Source organism: Blastococcus sp. KM273129 (genome assembly GCF_021698995.1).
In the GTDB taxonomy this organism is placed as follows: Bacteria; Actinomycetota; Actinomycetes; order Mycobacteriales; family Geodermatophilaceae; genus Blastococcus.
Genome location: NZ_SSXB01000087.1, coordinates 1 through 16,693 on the forward strand (window position 1 = coordinate 1; position 16,693 = coordinate 16,693).

At 76.3% G+C, this 16,693-nt stretch carries 17 protein-coding genes; 6 read left to right on the forward strand and 11 right to left on the reverse strand.

Annotated elements, in window-relative coordinates:
• A partial coding sequence (locus E9565_RS18770; RefSeq protein ID WP_236833571.1) for a helix-turn-helix domain-containing protein occupies positions 1-1,262 on the forward strand: 1,262 nt, incomplete at its 5' end.
• Between the two features lie 12 nt (positions 1,263-1,274).
• Here the strand turns inward: E9565_RS18770 and E9565_RS18775 are convergent.
• Positions 1,275-2,342, reverse strand: coding sequence for a DUF3500 domain-containing protein (locus E9565_RS18775; RefSeq protein ID WP_236836413.1), 1,068 nt, complete (start codon positions 2,340-2,342; stop codon positions 1,275-1,277).
• A 149-nt stretch (positions 2,343-2,491) separates the two neighbouring features.
• On the opposite strand from E9565_RS18775, the gene E9565_RS18780 reads away from it, so the two are divergent.
• On the forward strand, positions 2,492-3,220 hold the full coding sequence (locus tag E9565_RS18780) for a hypothetical protein (protein ID WP_236828674.1): 729 nt from the start codon (positions 2,492-2,494) through the stop codon (positions 3,218-3,220).
• A gap of 37 nt (positions 3,221-3,257) precedes the next feature.
• On the opposite strand, the gene E9565_RS18785 is transcribed toward E9565_RS18780, so the two are convergent.
• The 5 genes from E9565_RS18785 to E9565_RS18805 form a co-directional block, all read right to left on the reverse strand.
• Positions 3,258-4,304, reverse strand: coding sequence for a patatin-like phospholipase family protein (locus tag E9565_RS18785; protein WP_236836415.1), 1,047 nt, complete (start codon positions 4,302-4,304; stop codon positions 3,258-3,260).
• 122 nt (positions 4,305-4,426) lie between these two features.
• Entirely contained in the window at positions 4,427-5,188 is a 762-nt protein-coding gene (locus E9565_RS18790) for a VOC family protein (RefSeq protein ID WP_236828676.1), read from the reverse strand.
• Positions 5,172-5,756 carry a DUF4234 domain-containing protein gene (locus E9565_RS18795; RefSeq protein ID WP_236828677.1) on the reverse strand — a complete coding sequence of 195 codons (585 nt, stop codon included), beginning with the start codon at positions 5,754-5,756 and terminating at the stop codon, positions 5,172-5,174. The genes E9565_RS18790 and E9565_RS18795 overlap by 17 nt, the downstream gene beginning before the upstream one ends.
• Positions 5,757-5,787: 31 nt before the next feature.
• Positions 5,788-6,453 carry a DUF998 domain-containing protein gene (locus E9565_RS18800; protein ID WP_236836417.1) on the reverse strand — a complete coding sequence of 222 codons (666 nt, stop codon included), beginning with the start codon at positions 6,451-6,453 and terminating at the stop codon, positions 5,788-5,790.
• A 132-nt stretch (positions 6,454-6,585) separates the two neighbouring features.
• On the reverse strand, positions 6,586-6,792 hold the full coding sequence (locus E9565_RS18805) for a hypothetical protein (RefSeq protein ID WP_236828679.1): 207 nt from the start codon (positions 6,790-6,792) through the stop codon (positions 6,586-6,588).
• Between the two features lie 256 nt (positions 6,793-7,048).
• Here E9565_RS18805 and E9565_RS18810 point away from each other — a divergent pair, with 256 nt between their 5' ends.
• Positions 7,049-7,291, forward strand: coding sequence for a PLDc N-terminal domain-containing protein (locus tag E9565_RS18810; RefSeq protein WP_236828680.1), 243 nt, complete (start codon positions 7,049-7,051; stop codon positions 7,289-7,291).
• 63 nt (positions 7,292-7,354) lie between these two features.
• Here the strand turns inward: E9565_RS18810 and E9565_RS18815 are convergent, their stop codons facing one another.
• Positions 7,355-8,905 (reverse strand): CYTH and CHAD domain-containing protein, encoded by a 1,551-nt coding sequence (locus E9565_RS18815; RefSeq protein WP_236836419.1) that lies wholly within the window; start codon positions 8,903-8,905, stop codon positions 7,355-7,357.
• A 125-nt stretch (positions 8,906-9,030) separates the two neighbouring features.
• Here E9565_RS18815 and E9565_RS18820 point away from each other — a divergent pair, with 125 nt between their 5' ends.
• Both E9565_RS18820 and E9565_RS18825 read left to right on the forward strand, forming a co-directional pair.
• A complete protein-coding gene (locus tag E9565_RS18820) occupies positions 9,031-9,486 on the forward strand; it encodes a hypothetical protein (RefSeq protein WP_236828697.1) in 456 nt (151 codons plus the stop codon).
• Positions 9,487-9,564: 78 nt separating this feature from the next.
• Complete coding sequence (locus E9565_RS18825; RefSeq protein WP_236836421.1) at positions 9,565-10,272, forward strand: hypothetical protein; 708 nt, start codon at positions 9,565-9,567, stop codon at positions 10,270-10,272.
• On the opposite strand, the gene E9565_RS18830 is transcribed toward E9565_RS18825, so the two are convergent.
• On the reverse strand, positions 10,208-11,419 hold the full coding sequence (locus tag E9565_RS18830) for an MFS transporter (RefSeq protein WP_236836424.1): 1,212 nt from the start codon (positions 11,417-11,419) through the stop codon (positions 10,208-10,210). The two genes, E9565_RS18825 and E9565_RS18830, sit on opposite strands and share 65 nt — an antisense overlap.
• A 30-nt stretch (positions 11,420-11,449) precedes the next feature.
• Positions 11,450-12,451, reverse strand: coding sequence for an SMP-30/gluconolactonase/LRE family protein (locus E9565_RS18835; protein ID WP_236828694.1), 1,002 nt, complete (start codon positions 12,449-12,451; stop codon positions 11,450-11,452).
• 418 nt (positions 12,452-12,869) lie between these two features.
• On the opposite strand from E9565_RS18835, the gene E9565_RS18840 reads away from it, so the two are divergent.
• Positions 12,870-14,282 (forward strand): multicopper oxidase family protein, encoded by a 1,413-nt coding sequence (locus E9565_RS18840; RefSeq protein WP_236836425.1) that lies wholly within the window; start codon positions 12,870-12,872, stop codon positions 14,280-14,282.
• Positions 14,283-14,292: 10 nt separating this feature from the next.
• Here the strand turns inward: E9565_RS18840 and E9565_RS18845 are convergent, their stop codons facing one another.
• Together E9565_RS18845 and E9565_RS18850 are read right to left on the reverse strand one after the other, a co-directional pair.
• Entirely contained in the window at positions 14,293-14,511 is a 219-nt protein-coding gene (locus E9565_RS18845) for a hypothetical protein (protein WP_236828692.1), read from the reverse strand.
• 101 nt (positions 14,512-14,612) lie between these two features.
• Positions 14,613-16,693 (reverse strand): hypothetical protein (locus tag E9565_RS18850; RefSeq protein WP_236836427.1); only part of this gene is annotated, 2,081 nt, incomplete at its 5' end.

The following is a 16,693-nucleotide window of genomic DNA, read 5'->3' on the forward strand; positions in this document are numbered from 1 at the left end:
GCGAGCCGGTCAGCCTGATGGTCGCCGACCGCGAGGGTCTGGTCCTGCTGCGGCTCTGCGACGACGCGGGGATGCGGCGCTCGCTGGACGCGGTGCACCTCGCGCCGGGCTTCTACTACTCCGAGCGGCAGGCCGGCACCAACGGCCTGGGCCTCTCCCTGGCCGACCGCGCCCCCTCGCTGGTCCGGGCGGCGGACCACTACTGCGCCGAGCTGCGCGGCTACACCTGCGCGGCCGTCCCCGTGCTGGACCCGGTCAGCGGCGAGCTGGCGGGGTCGATCAACCTCACCACCTGGTCGGAGAGCTCCTCCGAGCTGCTGCTGGCCCTGGCCCAGGCCGCGGCCGGCGCGACGAGCGGGCTGATGCTGGCGCGCTCCACCGGGCGGCGGGCCGGATCGGCGCCCCGTGGCGAGGTCTTCCGGGTGGTCCCCGGGGCCGCCGACGAGGAGGATCCGTGCGTCTCCCCCGGGTGGCGGTCGGCCCTCGCGGCGGCGCGGGCGGCCGACGCCGCGGGCCGGGTGGTCGCCGTCGTCGGTGAGCCCGGGGTCGGCAAGTCGACGCTCGCCGTCCTGGCGCGGCGGCGGCGCCCGGGGCCGGGCCGTCGGGTCCTGCACGCCCGCGCCCCCGCCGACGACGGCGCCGCGGCCTGGCTGGAGCTGTGGACCCCGGAGCTGCGCGACCCCCGGGTGCACGTCGTCGTGTCGGGCACCGAGCGGCTGCCGGCGTGGGCGGCCGAGGAGCTCGCCGCCGCCCTGACCGCGGCGCGGCGGACCGACGGCCACCCGCAGCCGTTCGTCCTGACCAGCCGGGAGTACGCCGCGCTCCCCGCGCCGCTGGCGCTGCTCGTCGACGCGGTCGTCGAGGTGCCGCCGCTGCGCCTGCGCACCGAGGACGTGATGGCGGTGGCGCACGCCGTCGCCCGGGCCGAACGGCACCGCCCGGTCGGCTTCACCGCCCGGGCGGTGCGTGCGCTGACCGGCTGCCCGTGGCCGGGGAACACCCGCCAGCTGCGCCGGGTGGTGCGGGAGGCCGTCGCCCGCGCCGACGTCGTCGACGTCCACCACCTCGCCGCGGAGGTCCTCGACGGCGGCTCCCGGCCGCTGAGCCGCCTGGAGCGGCTGGAGCGCGACGAGATCGTCCGGTGCCTCACCGAGCCGGGCACCACGGTCACCCGCGCCGCGCAGGTGCTCGGCATCGGCCGCGCGACCCTGTACCGCAAGATCGCGCACTACGGCCTGGCGCTGCCTGACGCACCGGGCTGACCGCGGGCCGGCTCAGCGGTGGGCGGCCGCGCGGTGGCGGGCCAGCACGTCCATCCCGAAGTCGGCCGCGGGGTCGCGCCAGACCGAGTGCGCGTGGTTGGCCCCGCGCTGGGTGTTGTCCCACTCGACGAGCAGCCGTGGTCCCTGCACCCGGTAGTAGTGCGGCGCCCCAGGCTCCGTGGGCCCGGCCCAGGCGACGTGCACCGCGTCGAGGACGGTGTCGTCGTCGTACCTCCGGGACGGCGACACCCCTTCGGGCACGCGGTCGAGGTAGGTGCCCAGCAGCGCCCGCAGCAGCCCGCGCTGCTCGGTGTCGAGCTCCGCGGCCGCGACGCCCTTCGGCTCGGCGCTGTAGGCGACGGCCGAGTGCTCGGTCTCCCCGTACCCGGAGGCCTCGTCGATCGCGTCGCTCACCGCCTGCAGCCTCGCCTGCTCGTCGTCGTCGGGGAACCGCGCGTCGCGCCAGATGCCGGCCAGCGGGACGATCCGGTCGCCCGGGGCGACGCTGGTGCGGTTGGCGGTGACCAGGTCCGACGGTGCCCGGTCCAGCAGCACGGCGCGGCCGGCCAGGTCCGGCGGCAGCGAGCGGACCAGGTCGCGGGCGAGGTCCTCCACCCGGCCGAGCGGTCGGTTCACCGCGCCACCGAGCAGCGGGGACGCCGCCGGGTCGGCGCCCAGGAAGCACGGCGTGGTGGCGACGACGGCGCCGTCGACGACGAGGTTGTTCAGCGACACGTGGTGCCCGCCGAACCGCCACCCCCACGTCCCCCGCCCGCCGGGCTCGCCGAACACCCGAAAGTGGTAGAGCCCCGGGTCACGGCCGCGGTCGCGATCGAAACGGGCGACGAAACCCTCGGCCTGGTCGAGCACGTTCTCCAGGCCGATGACCGTCGCGACGGTGACGTACGCGGGCGTGGACAGCCCGGAAGCCACCAGGCGCATTGCGGCCCGCTGCTGCGCCGGCCGCTGGGCGTGGAAGGTCAGCCCGCCGTGGTCGGTGGGCGTGTAGAACCAGCGCCGGCGCTCGGCGTCCGACGCGTCGTCGGCAGGAACGGCGCCCGAGGCCTGCGCACCTGCCATGCAGGGATGCTCCCCCCGGGCCCGGCTCCGCGCCGGTCGGGTCCCGCCGTCGGGTCAGCGCCCGGAGACCCGCCGCAGGGACCTGCGGGCCGCGACACCGGTCCGGTCGGCCCTGGCCGGCCGGCGGTCGCGCCGCTCTCCTGGCAGCCATGACCACGATCCAGGCCCAGCCCTCCTCCAGCCCTTCGCCCCCGCGTCCGGGTGCCCTGCTGATCGACGAGGTGATGCCCCGGTTCGACGCGAACGTCGTCCAGCACGTCGTCGTGAACGCAGATCCGCGCCATACCTACCGGGCCGTGCTGGACGCCGACCTGATGGACGACCGGCTGACCGGGCTGATGGTCTCCGCCCGGGACCTGCCGAACCGGCTGCGCGCCGGGACGCGTTCCGGGGAGGGGCCGGCGGACGGGGCCGAACCCGGCGCCCGCCCCAGCTTCCGCATGGGCGACCTCGCCGGCGCCGGGTCTGGCTGGGTGGTGCTCCGGGACGAACCCGGGGTCGAACTGCTCGCCGGTCTGGTCGGCCGGTTCTGGCAGCGGGACTACGGCATCGTGCCGGTCACCGCCGAGGAGTTCCTGGCGTTCGACCGCCCCGGCTACGCCAGGACGCTCGCCGGCCTGGTGCTGCACCCGTACGGCGAGGGCCGCACGCTGCTGACCTACGAGAGCCGCACCCGCTGCACCGACGACGCGGCCCGGCGGCGCTTCGCCGCCTACTGGCTCGTCCTGCGGCCCTTCGTCCGCCTGATGCTGCGCGGCGCCCTGGTGTCGATGAAGCGCCACGCCGAGCACGGCCGGTCCCCACGGCCGACGACGAGCTTCGCGCCGCTGGGACCGGTCGGGTCCGGCACGGAGGACGCCCCGCCGTCGGGCGGCTGAGCGGCGCCGGCCCCGGTGCAGCCGCCCCGGGGCCGGGTCACGAGGCCACGGGGCGGATCTCCGCCCGGTCGGCCCCGCCGGTGGACAGCACCGTAGCGGTGGTGCGCCGGGCCGTCTCGAAGACCGCTGACCGGCGCCCGGCGTCCATGACGTCCGGCCCGATGACGGCCAGGTCCTCCGGGGTCGGTGCGAGCACCCGGACCCGGCTCCCGGCGGCGGTCAGCCGGTCGACCTCCTTCTCGAGGCGCCGGGTTGCGTAGGCCCGGAGCGTGCCCTCGAGCCGTGCCCTCGCCCCCCGGCGGGGGTCCCGGCCGGCGAACGCCATGGGCGCCAGCACCACCACCTCGTCGAGGCGGTCGCGGACGAGCACGTCGGCGTTGGTGACCGACACCCCACCTCCGTCGACGTAGCGCCGCCCCGCGATGGCCACCGGCGGGTAGTACCCGGGTGCCGCGCACGAGGCCATGACCGCCTCCGGGAGGGCTGCCGCGGGCGAGCCCGGCCGGCCGAAGACGACGCGGCGCCCCGAGTCGAAGTCCATGGTCACCACCCAGGTCCGGGGCCGATCGGGCCACCCCGCGCCGCCCTGGTGCTCGGCCACGAGCTCACCGACCGGCCGCACCGAGCCCCGCCCGCGCGGCGCGAGAGCGGCCGCGGTCGTCATGAGCGTGTGCCGGCCGGGGCTGCCCAGGGCCCGGGCGGCCAGGGCCAGGTTGCCGGGCAGCAGGACCGGGAACGGGACGTCCCCGACGGCGCGGTGCACGTGGTCGTCGACGTCCAGGGCGTTCACCGGCTCCGTGCCCTCCACCTCCACGCTGCCGCCGGAGAGCCGCCGCACCATCCGCTGCGACGGCACCCCGCAGCCGATCAGCGCGGCGAGCACCGATCCTGCGGAGGTGCCGACGACGACCTCGACCCCCGCGGGGTCGTATCCCTCCACCTCCTGGAGGGCCACGAGGGCGCCGAGCGCCCACGCGCCTCCCAGGGCGGCGCCGGCCCCGATCACCAGACCCCGGCGCGCCGCCGGGTCCGCCGGCAACCGCTCGGTGGCCGGGCCGCGCGGCTCGCCGGTCGCTCTCAGCACGAGGGCACCTCCTCCGGTCGGCTGCCGTGCCACCAGCGTCCCGCCGGGCGGGCGGACCGGCCGGAGGACAACGGCTGCCGTCGCGCGCCGGGGGTCCCGGGCCGGCCGGGCCGGTCGGCCTCTCAGGGAGAGGCGTGCAGCAGGCCGAACGTCGCACCGGCGGGGTCCTCGGCCACGGCGAAGGGCATGCCCGACACCGTGGTCACCGGTACCAGCACCGTGCCACCGAGTTCGCCGACGCGCGCGCACGCCCGGTCGAGGTCGGCCACCCCGAAGTAGGCGAGCCAGTAGCTGGGCACCTCGGCCGGGACCGCGGCGGGCATCGCCAGCAGCCCGGCGACCGGTTCGCCGGCCCGTTCGAACACCCGGTACCCGTCGGCGGGCGGTCCCGCCGTCCAGCCCATGAGCACCGTGTAGAACGCCTCGCTGGCCGCGGGATCGCGGGTCTGGATCTCCACCCAGGCCACCGCGCCCGTCACCCCTCGGGCCGGTGCGGGGCCGCCGGAGGGCTCGATCAGGCCGACCACCGCACCGGCGGGGTCGGCCACCACCGCGATCCGGGCACCGCTGGGCACCTGCGTCGGGGGCTGCAGTGCCGTCGCACCCAGGTCGCCGGCCCGCTCGAGCGCATCGGCCGCGTCCGCGACGCCGAAGAACGGCACCCAGGCCGGGGCCGGGCCGCCCGCCGCCTCCGGCGCCATCATGCCCGCGACCGGGCCGGCGCCGACCGAGCCGACCACGTACCGGCCCACCGGGGTGTCGGCGGACTCCAGTCGCCAGCCGAGCAGGTGGGCGTAGAAGGAGGCCGCGACGTCGACGTCGGGGGTCGTCAGATCGAGCCAGGCGACCGTCCCGACGGTGGCGAGGTCAGCGGGCAGCGGCACCCCCGGGACCAGCGGCGCACGGTTCGGGCCGGGGCGGTCCGTCCCACGCGAGGGTCGATCCGGTGACACCCAGACCCCGCCAGTACTCGTTGGGCGCGTCGTCGGTCCTGGCGAACCAGATGAACGGGCCGACCAGGAGGAAGAGCCCGGGGAAGGACCACACCCCGGTCAGCGCGCTCACCGGCTGCTGATGACCCCGCCGCTCGTAGAGCTGGCCGACCTCGTTGCTGAGCAGGAACGGGGAGACGATGCCGAAGACGATGCTGATCAGGAGGGCCAGCACCCCGCCGAGCCCCTGCCCGCTGTGCCGGCGCATCTCGTCGTGCACCTGGTGGTAGCAGACGAAGGCCCAGATGCCCAGCGTGACGACCACCAGCAGGATCGTCGTGCCCGTCGGCCGCATGCGCCCGGGCTCACCGGTCGGCCGCGGGAACAGGGCGTCGTCCGGAACGCCCGGCACCGCCCCGGGACCCGGCTGCTGCGGGATCCTGGGCTGCTGCCCGGACGCGGCACCGGGGGCCACCGGCCCGCGCGGCGGCGGAGGGGGCGTCGACTGCGGCGAGGTCATGGTCCTCCTCGTTCCCGGACCAGGGGCCTGCTCACGTCGTCCGGGGCCCCCCGGCGCGTGCCGTGGCCAGCCCGGCGCCGAGCACGACGATCCAGAGGACGACGGGGTAGACGATCCAGCGCTCCACCCCGCCCTCGCCGAGCCGGTCGAAGACGGCCAGGTCGCCCAGGAACGTGTAACCGAGCAGGAAGGTCAGGGCGACGCCGCCGAACACCACGTGCAGCGGGCGCAGGACCCGGGCCGACAGCCGGGCGGTGGCGATCGCCGCGACGCCGCCGCACAGGAAGGTGGCGAGCGAGACCAGCTGGTGCACCGCCATCACCGTGTTCCCCGGGAAGACGCCGACACCGATCATCCCGATGCCCAGCCCCAGCACCGGGACGGTCGCCACGAGGCCTGCACGGGAACGGTGCAGGAGCACCGCGGCGACGGCGATGAGGGCGCCCGCGACGACCATCGTGGTGTTGAAGATGGCGGCCGAGGGCTGCCGCACGACGTCGTCGGGCCGCATCGCCGCCAGGTCGCTCACCGTGTTCCGGTGCAGGTCGTAGACCGCCGGGTAGAGCGCCTCCGCGGTCATGATGGCGAGCACGACGGCCGAGCCGGCGACCACCAGGAGCAGCCCGGCGACGCGGCGGTCGGCGGACCGCACCGGCACGCCGGCGGCCGGCTCGGGTCGGTGGCGGGTGTCGGTCATGGCACGGGTCCTCCTCGGGTGGCGGTGGCTGAGGCCGCACCCACCGTGCCCGGCCGGCCGGCCGGGGCGCAGGGCCGGACGACCCACGCCGACGGGACGGTCCGCCCCTCGGGTCCCCCACCTGCGCGCGTCTCAGGCCCCGACCGCCTCCGGAGGCAGGCCCTCGTCGTGCCGGTGGGTGCCCAGGTGCAGCAGCAGCGCGCCGTCCCGGTCATGGGGCGTCGCCCCGGGAGCACCCTGGTCCGGGGTGCCGTAGGCCCCGGTGGCGCGCCGGCCGAGGGCCACGATCACGAGCAGCTCGACGACCAGGCCGGCGGTGATGACGAGCAGCCACTCCATCCCGTCCCCCTGCCGTCGCCCCCCGGGGGCGGGAGCGGCGAGGCTCCCGGCCCTCCGCGTGCAGTGTCGACCGGCGCCCCCCGGCCCGGACCGGGTCTTTCGGTCCCCGCACCCGGGCCCGGCGCCACACGGAGGCGTGACCTGGGGCCGCAGCGCCCGGAGGCCGCGCCGGCGACTCTCGGGACAGCCCACCGGACCGGCGACCGCAGGCCCCTGCGCCGCCCCCGGCGCCCGCACGGAGGGAGCCCCCGCTGCCATGCGATCGCACCCCACGGCCCCGGCGGCGCGCCGGTGGCGTGACCTCTCCCCCCGGCGGCGCGCCCTGCTCGTCGCCCTGGGTGCCGTGCAGCTCGCCCTGGCGGCCGCCGCCTGGACCGATCTCGCCACCCGTCCGGCCGGCCGGGTGAACGGCAGCCGCCGCCGGTGGGCGGTCGTCATCGCGGTCAACTGGGTGGGGCCGCTGGCCTGGTTCCGGTGGGGGCGGCGCTCCGCGGGGTGACGGCTACCGCAACGGAGCTGCGTCCCTCGCAGCAGGGCCCCCGTCCGGGCTGCGTGGTGCCGGTCAGCGCGTCCAGCGGCGCACCGACGTGCGCCGGGCCGCCTTCCAGGCGTCGGCGAGGCGGCGCCGGTGCCCCGCGCCGCGGGCCTCCTCGAGCGCGTGCAGGCGGCCGTAGAGGAACGCGGCACCCGTGGACGGGGTGGTGGCCGCGAGCTCGCGGAGCCGCTGCCGGGTGAGGACGGAGTCCTGGTGCTCCCCCAGCGCCTCCTGCAGGGTCTCCATCGCCCGGGCGAACGCGCCCGCGTCGTCCCCGAAGACGCGCTCGACCGACTCGCCGGCGTAGCGCGCCGCCTTCGCCTTCTTGCGCGCCGCGTGCAGCAGCTCATCGCGCGCGGGCCCGGTCGGGTGCGCGTCGGCCTGCTCCACCAGCCGGCGGACGGCGGTGAAGCTGCGGCCCACCAGGCGCGGCAGCTCCTCCTTCGCCCGGCCGGCGGCGCGGTCGGTGGTGGGTGGGGCCCCGACCAGCTCGTCCAGGGCCGCGAGCAGCCGGTGGTAGCGCTCGCCGTCCAGGTCGGCCAGCAGCCGGTCGTGCGCTGCGCGGTGCGCCCGGCCGAGCTCGGCGAGCACCTGCTCGGCGGCGGGCCCCGCTTCGTCATCGGCAGCCAGGACGGCGGCCACCCGGTCCCGCAGCACCTCCGCGTCCCGCGCCGCCCCGAGCTCCGCCGCGAGCCACGTCAGCTCGCCGCGCAGCGGCCGGACCACCGCTGCCTCGAACAGCGGGGCGAAGGTGGTGAGCGCGCTGCGCAGCCGCCGGGTGGCCACCCGCATCCGGTGCACCGCGTCGGGCAGGTCCAGGCGGGCCGGCAGGTCCTGGGCGCGGATCTGGTCCACCTGCTCGCGCACGTGGGCCAGGACGACGGCACCGGCCGCCGACCTGGCCTTCAGCTTCTCGGGGCGCCGCGCCGCGGCCCCCCGGGCGTCCCCGCCCAGGACGCGGTGCAGCGCCGACGCCGCCGGCCCCGCCGTCAGCCCGCGCTCCCCCAGCCCTGCCCCGATCTCCCCGAGCACCTCGGCCGAGCCGTCGACGAGGCGGATCTCCCGCCACGCCGTTCCGGCGTCGTCCGCCTCGCGTCCGTCCACCGGCAGCCGCCGCGCCGCGACGCGGTCGTCGGCCACCTCCGCGAGGACCGCACCGGTGGCGTCGACCAGGCGGCGCAGGCTCCGCTCGGTGGTGACCTCCGCGACCGGGACGAGCGCCGCCCCGCCGCCGTGCACCCGCACCATCGCGCGGATCCGGGCGGGGACGGTGCGCGTCCCGCGCCCCGGCGGCAGGGTCACCTCCGGCCGGGCCCCGCCGCGCGCCGCACCCAGCAGCTGCCACCCGGCATCGTCCCCGCCCCGGCGGCGGCGCACCGTCACGCCGGCCGCCGTCAGGCGCAGGTCGGGGGTGTCGAAGTACGTCGCGACGAGCTTCTGCCGCACGGGCCCGCCCTCGGTGACCGCCGACGCCGGGTCGGCGGCGCCGCCGGCGTGCACCAGCTCGAGCAGCGGGGGCAGCTCCTCCGCGTCGTCCGTCTCGAACGCGGTCCCGGCTCCTGGCTGAACGGAGGGCATACCGAAGATGTACCGCACACCGACCGGGGAAGTCGGGTCGTCGCCGGGCAGCGCCTCGCGTCGACCTCCGACGTGGTGCCGGACACACTGGCCGTCGTCGGGACCGACCGGACGGGAGCACCACCATGCGCCGCTGCCTGATCGTCGCCAACCAGACCCTCTCGGCCGAGGTGCTCGGCCGCACCGTGCAGGAGCGCCTCGCGGCCGGGCCGCACCGGTTCTTCCTCGTCGCGCCGGCCACCCCGGTGCCCGAGGAGTCCGACGGCCCGGGCGCCTACGCCGCCGCGGGACCGTCCGCGGAGGACCGGGCCTTCGCGCTGGCCCGGCAGCGGCTCGACCGGGCGCTGGACCGGCTGCGTGGGCTCGGCGCGGAGGTGGACGGCGAGGTCGGCGACCCGGACCCGCTGCAGGCGGTCCGCGCCGCGCTGGGGCACTTCCCGGCAGACGAGATCATCGTGTCGACCCTGCCGCGCGGGCTGTCCCAGTGGCTCCGCCGCGACCTGCCCGCCCGCCTCCGGAGGGCCTGCGGGATCCCGGTCACCCACCTCGCCGCGCAGGCGGGGGGTGACGCGCACCCCTGACCGGTCCGGTCGGGAACCGCGGCGGGGCCCGGGCGCGTTGCTCAGGCAACCGGCACCCCGCCCTTCCCGAGGAGCACCATGACCACCCTGCCGCCGACCGATCCCGCCCTCGCCCTGGAGCTGGGGGAGCTGGGTGACGGGGGCGAGCTGTCCTGGCTGACGTCGCTGGACCCGGCGGTCCTCGCCGTCCTCGGCGGCACGCTGCTGGTCCTCCTCCTGGTGGCGGCGCTCGCCGGGTGGCTGGTGCTCCGGCGCGTGCGGCGCAGCCCGCTGGTGGCGCGGAGCCGGGAGCTCGCCTCGCGCGGGCGGGAGCTCGGACTGCAGGGGGCGACCGCGGTGGCGGCGCGGCGCCTCCCGCCGGGCTCCCGGCGCACCGCGGCGGAGCTGCAGCTCGAGGTCGCCCGTGCCCGGGACCGGCTGCGCCACCACGTGGTCACCGCCCGCGCGGCCGGCGCCCACCTGGGTGAGATCCCGGAGCTGCTGCCCTCCCTCGAGGCCGAGGGCACCCGCCTGGAGCAGCGCCTGCGCCAGCGGGCGCTGGCCGCTGACCCGGCCGACCGGTCCGACGTCGAGCCCGAGGCGCGCGACTACCTCGCGACCGTCGCCGACGTCTGCGACGCGGTGCTGGAGGCGGAGCGTGCGGTCTCGGCCGCGCGCCCGGTCACCGGCGTCACCGATGCGGTCGCCGCCCTGCGCGCGCACACGAGCGCCTACCAGGAGCTCACCGCGCCGCCGGCCCCGCCCCGGCTGCCGTCGCCGGCACCGGAGACCCCCGACCGACGGTGAGCACCGCCAGGTAGGCGGCCAGCCCCAGCACCAGGCAGCCGGCGATCGCCGGGAGGTAGGAGCCCGAGGCGTCGACGGCCGCGCCGGCGACCGGGGCCCCGACGGCGCTGCCGATGCCGGCGCTCGTGTAGAGCACCCCGAGCAGCCCGCCGAGCCGGGTGGTGCCGAAGCGCTCGGCCACGACCGCGGGCCCGATGGCGACGAACCCGCCGTAGCCGACGCCGAGCACCACGGCGAAGACGACCAGCACGCCGTACCCGCTCCCCAGCCACCACAGCGCGAAGCTCAGCCCCATCGTCAGGAAGCACCCCTGGAAGGCGCGCAGCGTGCCGACCCGCGCGGCGACCACGCCCAGCAGCAAGCGGCCGGCGGTGCTCGCCAGCCCGATCACCCCGACCAGGGCGGCCGCCGCGACCCGGTCGACGCCCTGCTGCACCGCGTAGCCGGGCAGGTGCACGAACGGGACGAAGAGCGCCACGGCCATGAGCCCCGAGGCCAGGTACAGCCGCCGGTAGTCCGGGTTCCGCACCGCCTCGCGCAGCGTCAGCGCGGCCGGGCCGGACGCCACCGGTGCGGGCTGCACGACCAGCGCGCACAGCCCGAGCACCACCGCGCCGCCGAGCCCCAGCACCAGGTGGGTGGTGCGCCACCCCACCTCGCCGATCAGCGCGGCCGCGAGCGGTGCCACGGCGAGCGTCCCCAGGCCGATGCCGGTCACCGACACCCCGACCGCCAGGGTGCGCCGCCGCTCGAACCACCCGCTGACAACCGCGACCATCGGGACGTAGGCGCAGGCGACCCCGATGCCCACGCCCAGGCCGTAGGTGACCAGGCCGATCCACAGCTCCCCGGCCAGCGACGTCGCGGTCAGCCCGGCGCCGAGGGCGACGGCGCCGGCGAGCAGCACCCGGCGCGGGCCGTAGCGGTCCACCGCGACACCGCTGAGCGCGCCCAGGCCGAAGTAGGTGAGCGAGGTCAGGGCGAAGAACGCCGACGTCGCCCCGCGGCCGGAGCCGAACTCCTCCGCCATGGGCGCCAGGAAGGCGCCGAAGGAGTAGGCGATGCCGAAGGTGACGAACATCCCGGCGAACGCCGCGGCGACCACGCCCCAGCCGCGGGTGGAGTCGACCGCTGCCGGGGGGCGCATGGTCCCGGACCATACGAGACGCCCGGGACCTCAGGGCCGGAAGGGCAGGACCACCACCTCCGAGTCCTGCGACGGCGGCTCCTCGTCGAACTGGCTGTCCACCAGGAGCAGCTTCCCCCGGGCGACGTCCGCGGTGGTCAGCACCCGCTCGGGGTCGGTGGCCACCTCGGTGACGACCTGCGCCGCGGTGGCGTGGCGGTCCAGCCGCAGGTAGGTGAGCAGGCGCGGGAAGTTGCGGACGGCGACGAGCGTGCGCCCCTCGACGACGAGGCCGTCGGCGGAGGCGAGGTCGGCGTCCGCGGTGTCGACGAGGGTCGGCGCCGCCGTCGCCAGGTCGAAGCGCCACAACTGGCCGGCCGCGCTGTGTGCCACCACCAGCGACCGGCGGTCGGGCGCCACCTCGATGCCGTTGAGCCCGAACGTGCCCGGCTCCTGCGGGATGGCGGCGGTCGCGTCCGACCACAGCGTCGCCGTCCAGCCCCCGTGCTCGCGGGCGACCCGGAAGACGCGCGGGGTCGTCGAGTCGGTGACGTAGGCGGCGCCGTCCGGGCCGACGACGACGTCGTTGAGGAACAGCGGGCCGTCCACGGGCATGCGCAGCGCCGCCAGCAGGTGGCGGTCGTCGTCGTAGACCCAGAGGTCGGGGGCGTCCGCCGGCGCGCCCTCCTGCGTGCGGTTGTCCCCGCCGGCGACGAACACCCGCTCGCGCCGGTCGGTGGCGATGCCCACGGCGGTGCGCCGGCCGTCGGCCAGGGCGGCGTCCTCGTCCAGCCACACCTCGGTCTCCGGGCGGTCGAGCCGGCCGCGGTGGACCTCCCCGCCGGTGGTCTCCGTGACGTAGAAGGTGCGCCGCTTGTCGACGACGTCGATGCCCTCGAACTGCGAGCCCCCGGGGTCACCGGACAGCAGGTAGGCGCCCGGCGGCCCGCCGCGGGGTGCGCCGTCCTCGGCGGCGACGGGTGCGGCGAGGGCGAGCACGAGCGGCGGGAGGAGGAAGACCACCGCAGCGGTGCGGCGGAGCGTCGGGCGCATGCGGCCTCCAGGCGGAGTGGCGTGGACCCCGTGCGTCCCACACGATGCCGCGGGCGGCCCGGGAGCGCCAGCGCACGTGGCACCGGGGACGGCGGCCCCCCCATTGCGGGGGGCCGCCCCTCCCGTCTGCGGCTGTGGGACCTGCCGCCGCGCCGACCAGGGTGGTGCCACGGGGAGAGCACAGGTACCGAAACCCCGGAGATCAGCATGGAAACACCCGGCATCACCCGTCGCGACGCGCTGAAGATGGGCGTCCTGAGCGCCGCGGCGCTCACCTTCCCCCTGGCCGGCCCGCTGCGGGCCAAGGAGGCCTCCGAGCTCGACAAGGACCGGATCCCGCGGCCCTACACCCTCGCCTTCCGCCGGCCGCCGGTGCTGCGCCCCGTGGGCCGCATGGACGGGGCGCGACGTCTACGTGATGACGCAGCAGCAGGTGCGGCGGCAGATCCTGCCCGGCGTCGCGACCACGGTGTTCGCCTACAACGGCACGGTCCCCGGGCCGACGATCCGCGTCCCGCGCAACCGCCCGGTCATCGTCCGCCAGATCAACGCACTGCCCGCCAAGCACCCGACGCGGGGCTACGTGCCGTGGACCTCCACCCACCTGCACGGCGGGGCGTCGCTGCCCCAGTTCGACGGTTACGCCAGCGACATCAGCCTGCCCGGCCAGTACAAGGACTACTTCTACGACAACACGGAGACGGCGCGGACGCTCTGGTACCACGACCACGGCGTCCACCACACCGCGGAGAACGTCTACATGGGCCTGGCCGGCCAGTACCACGTGCTCGACGGCCGGGAGAACGCCCTCGGGCTGCCCCGCGGCCGGTACGACGTGCCGGTCATGATCAGCGACGCGGCGTTCGCCGCGAACGGCGAGCTGCTGTTCGACGACAACGGCGAGAACGGCGTCATGGGTGACGTCATCCTGGTCAACGGCCGCCCCTGGCCGGTGCTGCAGGTCGAGCCGCGGAAGTACCGCCTGCGGCTGCACGCGGCGAGCATCGCCCGCGGCTTCACCCTCCGGCTCACCCGCGGCGCGGTCATGGTGGTGGTGGCCACCGAGGGCGGGCTCGTCCCGCAGGCCCAGCCGGTGGAGCGGCTCCGGATCGGCATGGCCGAGCGCTACGACGTCGTCGTCGACTTCGCCCCGTTCGCGGGCGAGCAGGTCGAGATGCGCAACGACGGGGTCGACAACTCCATCGACTACGACGACACCGACAAGGTCATGGCGTTCCAGGTGGGCAGCGTGGTCACCGACCCGACCAACAACGAGCTCCCGACCGTGCTCAACCCCGGCTCCCCCGTCATGGCACTGCGCGAGGAGGAGGCGGTGCGCACCCGGCACCTGGAGTTCCACCGGCAGAACGGCCTGTGGGTGATCAACGACCACACCTGGGAGGACGTCGTCCGCTCCGGCTACCGGAAGGCGATCGCCGACCCCGCCCCCGGTGACGTCGAGATCTGGAAGTTCACGACCTCCGGCGGCTGGTTCCACCCGATGCACATGCACCTGACCGACTTCAAGATCCTCGACCGGGACGGCAAGGACCCCGAGCCGCAGGAGCTCGGCGCCAAGGAGACCGTCTACCTCGCCGAGGGCGAGGAGATCCGGGTGATCGCCGAGTTCGGTTCGGTCCTGGGCACCAACCCGGACCAGAGCGAGATCCGCCGCTCCGGGCGCTACATGATCCACTGCCACAACGTGTCGCACGAGGACCACGACATGATGACGCAGTTCTGGGTGGGCGGTGAGGGTGCCGGCCCCGACCCGATCACCACCGCGCCGCCGAAGCCGCTGCCGGCACCGCCCGTCCCGCCGATCACCTGAGCCCGTCGCGTCAGGGCTGCGTCCTCTCGTCCTCCGCCGTCAGCCACGCCCGCGCCGACCCGTAGTCCTCGGCGACCCCGAGGAGCCGGTAGCCGGTGGCGGTCCGCTCCAGCAGCAGCCAGGCGTGGTCGAACGCCTCGAGGACGGTGTCGTCGCAGCGGTCGGGCAGCCCGTGCGGGAAGCGGGCGGAGCGGATCTCGCGTTCGTGCGGCGGCGGTGTCACGGACATCGGTCCAGCCGGGAGGAGGTGACCGGAGCCCGATTCTGCACCGAGCGGATGCACCGGTCACCCCCGTCCCGCCGACGTCGGGCACCACCGTCCCCCGAGCGTCAGGTGAGGACCACACGCGTGCCCCAGCCGCGCAGCCACGCGACCGGCACCCGGTCCGTGCGCCGCTGCGTCGCCTGCCCCAGTTCGTTCGGGCGGCCGTAGAGCACGACCGGGACCTCGTAGACGCCGACGACCGGGTAGGCGTACAGCGACTGCCGACGGCCGCGCGGCGCCGCCGGGATCTGGCCGGACACCTGGAAGGTCTCGGCGTGCCCCTGCGTGAAGGTGCGCGAGCGCGAGGCCATCGTGGTGAAGCTCCGGGCCACCGACTCGTTCCAGCGGATGCCGCTGGTCACCGACGTCCCGAGCTTCTGCCCGAGCGTGAACATCTTCTCGATGCCGAACCCGACGGAGAGCTCCGAGGTGCTCGTCACCTGCTCGCTGCGCTCGGTACCCCGGGTCAACGTCGTGCTGGAGGTGACCGAGACCTGGCCGGTCCGCGCGTCGGACACCGACGCCTGCATGCTCAGGCTGTACTGCACCGGCCGGGGGTCCGAGTTCGCCCAGAGCAGCCGCCAGTACTCGGCGTGGACGGAGGCGTCGTCCAGCGCCCGCTCCTCGACCAGCCGCTTGCCGCGGAGCATCAGCTCGACCGGCCCGACGAGGTAGAAGCCCAGGCTCGTGGACGCGTAGTGCGCCGAGTAGCTGCCCAGCCCGCCCTCGTACCAGTGGTACTCGACGTCCAGACGGCGCAGCGGGTCATCGGCGTCGTAGGCCCGCCACCGGGTGGCTCCGTCGAGGTACAGCTCCACGACCCGCGACGTCTCGTCCGCCAGCTCGCTGCTGGCGATGGTCTTCCACGGCTGGTCACCCTGGCCCTCGAGCGGCACGACCGTGTACTGCTCCGGCCCGGTCCGCGCCCGCAGCCGCACCTTGAGGGAGGGGTTGCGGAAGTTGAGGACCGAGTTGGTGTTGGTGACCTTCAACCGGAACTTCGACGGCCCTCCGCCGGCCGGACCGCTCACCAGGTGGTAGAGGTGCTCCCGGCCGTCGCCACCCCGGATCTGCGTGAGGTCCACCCACTCGAGGCGGGCCGCACCGCTGCGCCGGCTCGACTCCCCCAGGTCGTCGTCCCCGTCCACGAGCCCGGCGTGCACCTCGGCGTCGTGCTGGGGCTCGGCCCATGCCTGCTCCGGCGCCGCGCCGGGCGCCGGAGCCGGGCCCCGGACGGCGACGGCCGCGCGGGCGGCGATCCCGGGCAGGTCGAGCCGGCCGGGGTCCCAGTGCGAGTTGTGCGGCACGTGCTGGTGACCGCACACCCCGGTGAACGCCTGCCACTCCGCGTCCGACATGCGGCACGACGCGCGCCGCCCGTAGCACTCGGAGCCGCCGGTGGCCCGCACGTTCGTCAGGTCGATCGGCACGAGGCGGGCCACCGGGGCCAGCACGCGGGTGGCCAACCACTCGAGGAGGTCGGCGGAGGCGCCGTCCATGTCGCGGGCGTAGCCCCAGCACTCCACCTGGACCGCCCGCATCCGGTTGGTGTGCGGGGTGCCGGAGGGGTGGGCCAGGGCGTACGCGCCGCGGTCCAGCGGGATCACCTGGAGCAGCAGGTCCTCCGACGGCATCGCCCAGAGGTGCGGCGGTGCCCGGTGCCGGCCCGCCAGTGCCCGGAAGCCCGCCGCCGACGGCCGGCCCTCGATGGTGTGGAAGACGAACCGCCACGGGGCCCCGGTCACGTAGGGCAGGCCGGCGGCCTTCGGGTGGGGCAGCCGCTCGGCGCCCGGGACCCACAGCCCGGCCCCCGGCGGCGTCTCCTCGTCCACCTGCTCGTCCGACCGGCCGTCACCGCGCGGGTGCAGCAGCAGCTGCCCGGGGCCCAACCGGGTCGGCGCCGGATGCCCGTCACCGAGCACCGTGCACGACCCGGGACCCCGGCGGCCCAGGGCGACGTCGAGCAGCAGGTCCCCGTGCCCGACCGCAGCGGGCACGCGTTCGCCCGGCCGGCCGACCACCGCGAAGTGGCGGTCGACCCAGCGGGCCAACGATCCCTCCGGCCGGTACAGCACCTCCCGGAAGGCGCGGGCGGGGGGGACGGGCAGCAGCACGGAGGCATCGGGTTCGGGCACGGCGGGCTCCT